The following is a 5,639-nucleotide window of genomic DNA, read 5'->3' on the forward strand; positions in this document are numbered from 1 at the left end:
TGATAGCTGATAGCTGATAGCTGATAGCTGATAGCTGATAGCTGATAGCTGATAGCTGATAGCTGATAGCTGATAGCTGATAGCTGATAGCTGATAGCTGATAGCTGATAGCTGATAGCTGATAGCTCACTGCTTACCTTCAAGTTAGCGATAATTTTTAGCCTGAGTTTCAAACAAATGGGCATAAGTACCATCTAACTGCATCAGTTCCCCATGGGTACCGCTTTCTACAATTGAACCTTGGTCCATCACATAGATTCGGTCAGCCATTTTTACAGTAGATAAGCGATGGGTGATCAGAATAGCAGCTTGATCTTCGATCAGTTCGCGGAATTTCATAAACACCTCGTATTCTGCCTTAGGATCCATAGCAGAGGTAGGCTCATCTAATACAATAACCTGAGAGTCTCGTAGAAAAGCTCGTGCTAAGGCTATTTTCTGCCATTGACCAATACTAAGTTCTTCCCCTTGGTCAAATAATTTCCCCAGCATGGTATTATACCCTTGGGGTAAACTAGTGATAACGTCATCAGCACCAGAACGACGAGCAGCATCAATAATAGTTTCGTGATCTCGTGGCAAATCAATGTCCGCTAACCAGATATTTTCCTTAGCCGTAAAATTATATTTAGCGTAGTCTTGGAAAATCACACTGATTTGGCGGCGTAAGTCAGCTATTTTAAAATTGCGGATATCAATCCCATCAATGGTGATGCTGCCAGCGGTTGGATCGTACAAACGACACAAGAGTTTAATTAAGGTTGTTTTACCGGAACCGTTTTCTCCTACTAGGGCGATAGTTTCCCCTGGTCGCACTGTAAGGTTAATGTTTTTAAGTGCCTTACGAGTTGTAGTACCGTATTGGAAACTAACATGATCGAAAACAATACCACGGCTCATGGAGTGGGGAATTGGTTTGGGATAAGTTGGTTCAACAACGTTAGGTTTTAGATCCAGAAATTCGTAGAGGTTAGCTAAGAATAAATTATCTTCATAAAGACCAGATATACTAGTTAGTAACGCTCGAATATTATTTTGTCCCCGCTGCAATGCTTGGTGATACAGCACTAAATCTCCTAAGCGCAAATCCCCATGAACAGTTTGATAGACAATAAAGCCATAGACAGAAAAGATTAACATTCCTGCAACGGCTTGAGCACAAAAGTTAGCAAAGGATCGTCCAGTAGCAATGGCTACTTTTTCTTTATAAAGTTGCTCTCGGATGCGACGATACCAGTCAGTAAAGAAAACCCCTAAATCAAACAAGCGAATTTCTTTAGCAAACTGGTCTGATGTTAGCATATAACCCAAATACATGGATTGCCGTTCCATGGGTGTTTTTTTGCGCTGCCAACGATAGATAACCCGAGAGTATTTTACCCGCACCACCATAGCGGGGATGGCAGCAATAAATAAAATCCCAGCAATTCCCCAATGGAGGGAGAGTAATAAACTCACCATCGCCAACAAGGAAATACTATTTTGAGCTATCTGTGTGAGACGATTTAGAACTCGGGGCGGTCGGTAAGGGGCTTCTTGTTGAGCTCTTTGTAATGTATCGTAGTATAGAGCATTTTCGTAGTACTCTAAGTCAGCTTCTAGGGATTTATCATGAATAATCCCTTGCATGTAGTCAGTCACTCGCTGAGAATGAGCAGTATTGACTACTTCACCTAACGAGTTCAAAAGAGTAGTGACAAGAGTAACTGTACCAGCTAAGATTAGGAACAGTAAAACATCACGAAAAACCTCTTGTTTATCAGCAGTATTTAATCCGTCAGTTACTGTATCAATTATTAATTTGGTAAGATAAATAGATAGTAGAGGTAATATCCCCTGAACCAGCAAAAGTCCTACGCGAGCACCTGTCCAAAAGGGACTGCTTTGCCAGACTAGGCGTAGTGCAGGCAAAAGGCGTAATGTTTGCTGGATTTTTGTTTTTAAGGTTTTGCCTGCTCCCATTTTTTGTGTTAAAGTTTAGAGGTTAGAAGTTTAGTGTTGAAGGTATCGTTTTTACTACTATCAAAAGTAGTTAGTTCTTCGATATCTTTCTCCACCAAAGCCACTAGATCAGGAAGTTCCATTAGATTAGGCTTTCTGGTGAAACGACAGATAGATACAGTCTTGATCAGACTGGCGCACTGACGCAGATGAGTACTAACGCAGTCTGGAGCGATTAGCACATCTACATCACGGCTATGACGAACGAGTTCAGGGAACGCTTGTTGAGGCGTTAGCTTGGTAATCTGATGTTGGTCTCCCTTGGCCAATACATAGAGCCGCTTCAGGGGTACAGCAGTGCGTTGAAACCCATCACTGAATGTGTAGGAAAGCTTTGGTGCGTTTGGGTAGAGAGGAGGTAAGTTATTAGAATTGTGTCCTAGAGAATCCGCTGCTGATGGCCAAAGTTTAATTTGAGGGAAGCTAGGAATAATCAAAGGATAACCGTCATCAAGGTTGACAGGCATGACATCATCAGTTATTACCTGATAACCCTTGCTATGAAAGGCTCCTGCTAAGGTGGATTTACCCCAGCCTGACCCACCCATGAATGCGATCGCTTGATTGTTGACCACAATGCTGCTAGCATGGAGCACTAGCAATCCCCGCTGTCTGAGCACCACAGACATACAAGCTCCAAGAATGTTTGGGCTGAGCTTAGAGTTGTCTGCTCCTGTGACAGGTTCGATCGTAATCTCTCGCCCATCTTCAATTAAAACCTTTGCTTTGCCATGCAATTCCCCAACAACACGGTTGCTCCAATTGGCTGTTTCTGGAGGAAGATGACTCAATTTACCGAAACGTATGATCACATCAGGGGGTCCATCAGAGTCCATCAGCTCGGGTAAGGGAATCTCTGAGTGAATACAAAGGTTGTAGGCCGTATAGATGTACATAATTTATACTTAGGAGCAGGTTAAACTTGATCGGAGAACTTGATAGCAGAAAAGGCATCCCCTCACTCTAGCCAAGACCCTTCTGCTGAGTCAGTGTTGCAGGACTAACGAGTTGGGGATTCCTAGGCAACCTAAGTGGGAGTTGCCTAGGGATGATCTTGCTAGTAGTAGATAATTTAGTAGTAGATAATTTAGTAGTAAATAATGCCTTTGTCGCCCTTGGTGATAGCTCTACTAATATTCAGTACTTACCATCACCAGTGCTAATCGTATTACTGTAGTTTGAACGGATCACAATTATTATTGTTATCGCAGTTTAGGCTGCTTGAGCCATCTGATTCAGCTTGGGGATTAGCCACATCACCATTGAAAATCAGGACATCTGCAATCCGAGTATGCCCAGTGATTTGGGTTAGCTCCTCAATGGTGCCGTGAACCATAATCTCTGGTGTAGCGTAGCTCTTTTCCATGGTGTTTTCCTTTTGCTGACGGTAGCTTCAGGTAGTCACACCCTGATTTTAACTATTGATTAGTCGGCGTTGCTGATTCTGGGTATGGTTTTGCCCCCCTAGCCCCCCAAGCGAGGGATTGCTCGCTTGGGGGGAACAAAACTATCAAAGTCCCCCAGAATTGGGGGATTTAGGGGGCTTCAATAAAACCAAATGATCGCGCATTCATTCCTTAATTCAGCAACGCCGATTAGTCAGCATCACTAGTAGTAATCGTGTTACTGACGGTCTTCTAGTTTGAACGGATCACAATTACCATTATTGCAGTCTAGGCTGATTGAGTCGTTTGATTCAGCTGCGGGATTAGCCAAATCACCATTGAAAATCAGCACATCTGAAATCCGATCAGGTCCATTGATTTCGGTGAGCTCCTCAATAGAACCGTGAACAATCATCTCTGGAGTAGTGTAGGTTTTTACCATGGTGTTACTTTCCTTGTAATTTTTGTAGTTTAAGGTAGTTACACCCTGAATTAAACTATTGATTACTCATCATCAGTAGTAATCCTGTTAAGGTAGTTGGAACGGATCACAATTACCATTGTTATCGCAGTCTAGGCTGCTTGAGTCATCTGATTGAGCCTGGGGATTATTCAAATCACCATTGAAAATCAGGACATCTGCCATTCGATCAGGTCCACTGATTTCGGTCAGCTCTTCAATAGAACCGTGAACAATCATTTCTGGTGTAGTGTAGGTTTTTAGCATGGTGTTAATTTCGTTGTACTTATTGTGGGTTTAAGGTAGTCACACCCTGAGTTAAACTATTAATTACTCACTAATTACTCACTATCACCAGTAGTAATCCTGTTACGGTAGTTTGAACGGATCACAATTACCATTGTTATCGCAGTCTAGGCTGCTTGAGTCATCTGATTCAGCCGCAGGATTAGCCAAATCACCATTGAAAATCAGGACATCTGCAATCCGATCAGGCCCATTGATTTCGGTGAGCTCCTCAATAGAACCGTGAACAATCATCTCTGGTGTAGTGTAAGTTTTTAGCATGGTTTTACTTTCCTTTTGCTGATAGTAGTTTACGGTAGTTACAGCCTGAATTGGACTTACGGTGTTTCAAAGGTTGTGCCCAAACCACAATCCCAAGCAGATTCCCTGCCAAGTTAGACTTAGGGTGTCGCTTGGGTGCGGTCAAGCCACAAGGCCAAGATGATTCCCTGCCAGACTGTCATGCAGTCTTTTTCTCGCACCCTGCCTCCTGAGGTCATGCGTCGATGAACTTGTCTCAGAAAGTCTGTGTCAACGTACCCTTCAATGAGTTCAAGCTTATTCAAGATCACGTCGTCGAACACCTGACGATTTAGGGTGAGCAGACCGTGAATAAAGTTTGGACCCATATGGGCTTTGCCTCCTCGCCACTGGACAGCTTTTGGTAAAATATCTGCCATCCCACGGCGCAACACCATCCGACTCCATCCCTGGTAGAGTTTCTGCTCGGAAGGCAGTGCTAGACAGAATTCAAGTAACCGCTTATCCATAAAGGGATGACGAGCTTCGAGGGAAAATGCAGCATTGTAGCGGTCGAGCTGCTCTAGAATTAGGGGAAATATACCTTGGGTTAGATTACGCCAGTGGTCTTCTCTGACTGTAAGTGATGGTTGATCTGACTTGTCCAATGCTTGAATACGCTGATCAATACCAATGCGCTCAGCAAAGTTGCGGTTAACCAGAGGTGAAACAGAACTAGCTGACTTGTCTTGTCTGCGCCACTTTCGCCAAAGTTGGTTGATTGCTTCCGGAACTAACGCCTTGAGTCCATGATTGAGCAACAGGTGCTTACGGGAGATGCCAAAACGCTTGTGAATCTGATGTACAGCTTTTCCAAAGGCAATCCAGCGAAACTGCTTCGCCAGTGTTTTTAGGTGTAGGATACTGTAGTGTTTAAGCAAGCCTTGGGGTGAGTTACCAAAATGTTCAGAAAATGCTTCAGCTTCCTGGACAAAGGTTTCCCACTGTCCTTGATGGGCTAATTCTGTCAATCTAGACACACCATGAAACACGACATTATCGCCATCGAGACCATCTAAAACAATTCGCATCCCTGCTTGCTGAGCAGCTTGATTCAGTCGCCAAGGATAATGATGACTTGGGCCAAGTAAGGCTTCGTCTTCATACTCCCAAATTTCGTCAACGTCTGACAGCGGACCAAACTGATCAGCATGGACATAGTGGGGAATAAGTCCACCCTGTTCTAAAACCGCATTGATGAAGGGACA

Annotated in this window: 8 protein-coding genes; 1 reads left to right on the forward strand and 7 read right to left on the reverse strand. The window is 43.6% G+C overall.

Going from position 1 to position 5,639, the window contains the following annotated elements; translation table 11 throughout:
* Positions 1-144: 144 nt before the first annotated feature.
* Both F6K20_RS22095 and F6K20_RS22100 read right to left on the reverse strand, forming a co-directional pair.
* Positions 145-1,962: an ABC transporter ATP-binding protein gene (locus F6K20_RS22095; RefSeq protein WP_287296031.1), complete on the reverse strand. Its 1,818-nt coding sequence runs from the start codon at positions 1,960-1,962 to the stop codon at positions 145-147.
* Between the two features lie 8 nt (positions 1,963-1,970).
* On the reverse strand, positions 1,971-2,897 hold the full coding sequence (locus tag F6K20_RS22100; protein WP_287296032.1) for a hypothetical protein: 927 nt from the start codon (positions 2,895-2,897) through the stop codon (positions 1,971-1,973).
* Between the two features lie 152 nt (positions 2,898-3,049).
* On the opposite strand from F6K20_RS22100, the gene F6K20_RS22105 reads away from it, so the two are divergent.
* Positions 3,050-3,178, forward strand: a complete 129-nt coding sequence (locus tag F6K20_RS22105) for a hypothetical protein (RefSeq protein ID WP_267872087.1) — start codon at positions 3,050-3,052, stop codon at positions 3,176-3,178.
* Here the strand turns inward: F6K20_RS22105 and F6K20_RS22110 are convergent.
* From F6K20_RS22110 to F6K20_RS22130, 5 genes are all read right to left on the reverse strand, one after another.
* Complete coding sequence (locus F6K20_RS22110) at positions 3,170-3,367, reverse strand: lasso peptide (protein WP_008188034.1); 198 nt, start codon at positions 3,365-3,367, stop codon at positions 3,170-3,172. The two genes, F6K20_RS22105 and F6K20_RS22110, sit on opposite strands and share 9 nt — an antisense overlap.
* A 257-nt stretch (positions 3,368-3,624) precedes the next feature.
* A complete protein-coding gene (locus F6K20_RS22115; protein ID WP_008188035.1) occupies positions 3,625-3,828 on the reverse strand; it encodes a lasso peptide in 204 nt (67 codons plus the stop codon).
* Between the two features lie 87 nt (positions 3,829-3,915).
* Positions 3,916-4,113: a lasso peptide gene (locus tag F6K20_RS22120; RefSeq protein ID WP_008188036.1), complete on the reverse strand. Its 198-nt coding sequence runs from the start codon at positions 4,111-4,113 to the stop codon at positions 3,916-3,918.
* Between the two features lie 102 nt (positions 4,114-4,215).
* Positions 4,216-4,413 carry a lasso peptide gene (locus tag F6K20_RS22125; protein ID WP_008188037.1) on the reverse strand — a complete coding sequence of 66 codons (198 nt, stop codon included), beginning with the start codon at positions 4,411-4,413 and terminating at the stop codon, positions 4,216-4,218.
* 119 nt (positions 4,414-4,532) lie between these two features.
* Positions 4,533-5,639: asparagine synthase-related protein (locus F6K20_RS22130; RefSeq protein ID WP_287296034.1), on the reverse strand; the 1,107-nt coding region annotated here is incomplete at its 5' end.

Origin of the sequence: Moorena sp. SIO2C4 (genome assembly GCF_010672485.1) — a bacterium.
Lineage (GTDB): Bacteria > Cyanobacteriota > Cyanobacteriia > Cyanobacteriales > Coleofasciculaceae > Moorena > Moorena producens.

What these genes read in the sequence shown, in the direction of transcription:
- F6K20_RS22110 (WP_008188034.1), bottom strand. Translation starts at nt 3,367, where the DNA reads ATGGAAAAGAGCTACGCTACACCAGAGATTATGGTTCACGGCACCATT.
- F6K20_RS22095 (WP_287296031.1), bottom strand. Translation starts at nt 1,962, where the DNA reads ATGGGAGCAGGCAAAACCTTAAAAACAAAAATCCAGCAAACATTACGC.
- F6K20_RS22115 (WP_008188035.1), bottom strand. Translation starts at nt 3,828, where the DNA reads ATGGTAAAAACCTACACTACTCCAGAGATGATTGTTCACGGTTCTATT.
- F6K20_RS22120 (WP_008188036.1), bottom strand. Translation starts at nt 4,113, where the DNA reads ATGCTAAAAACCTACACTACACCAGAAATGATTGTTCACGGTTCTATT.
- F6K20_RS22100 (WP_287296032.1), bottom strand. Translation starts at nt 2,897, where the DNA reads ATGTACATCTATACGGCCTACAACCTTTGTATTCACTCAGAGATTCCC.
- F6K20_RS22125 (WP_008188037.1), bottom strand. Translation starts at nt 4,413, where the DNA reads ATGCTAAAAACTTACACTACACCAGAGATGATTGTTCACGGTTCTATT.
- F6K20_RS22105 (WP_267872087.1), top strand. Translation starts at nt 3,050, where the DNA reads ATGATCTTGCTAGTAGTAGATAATTTAGTAGTAGATAATTTAGTAGTA.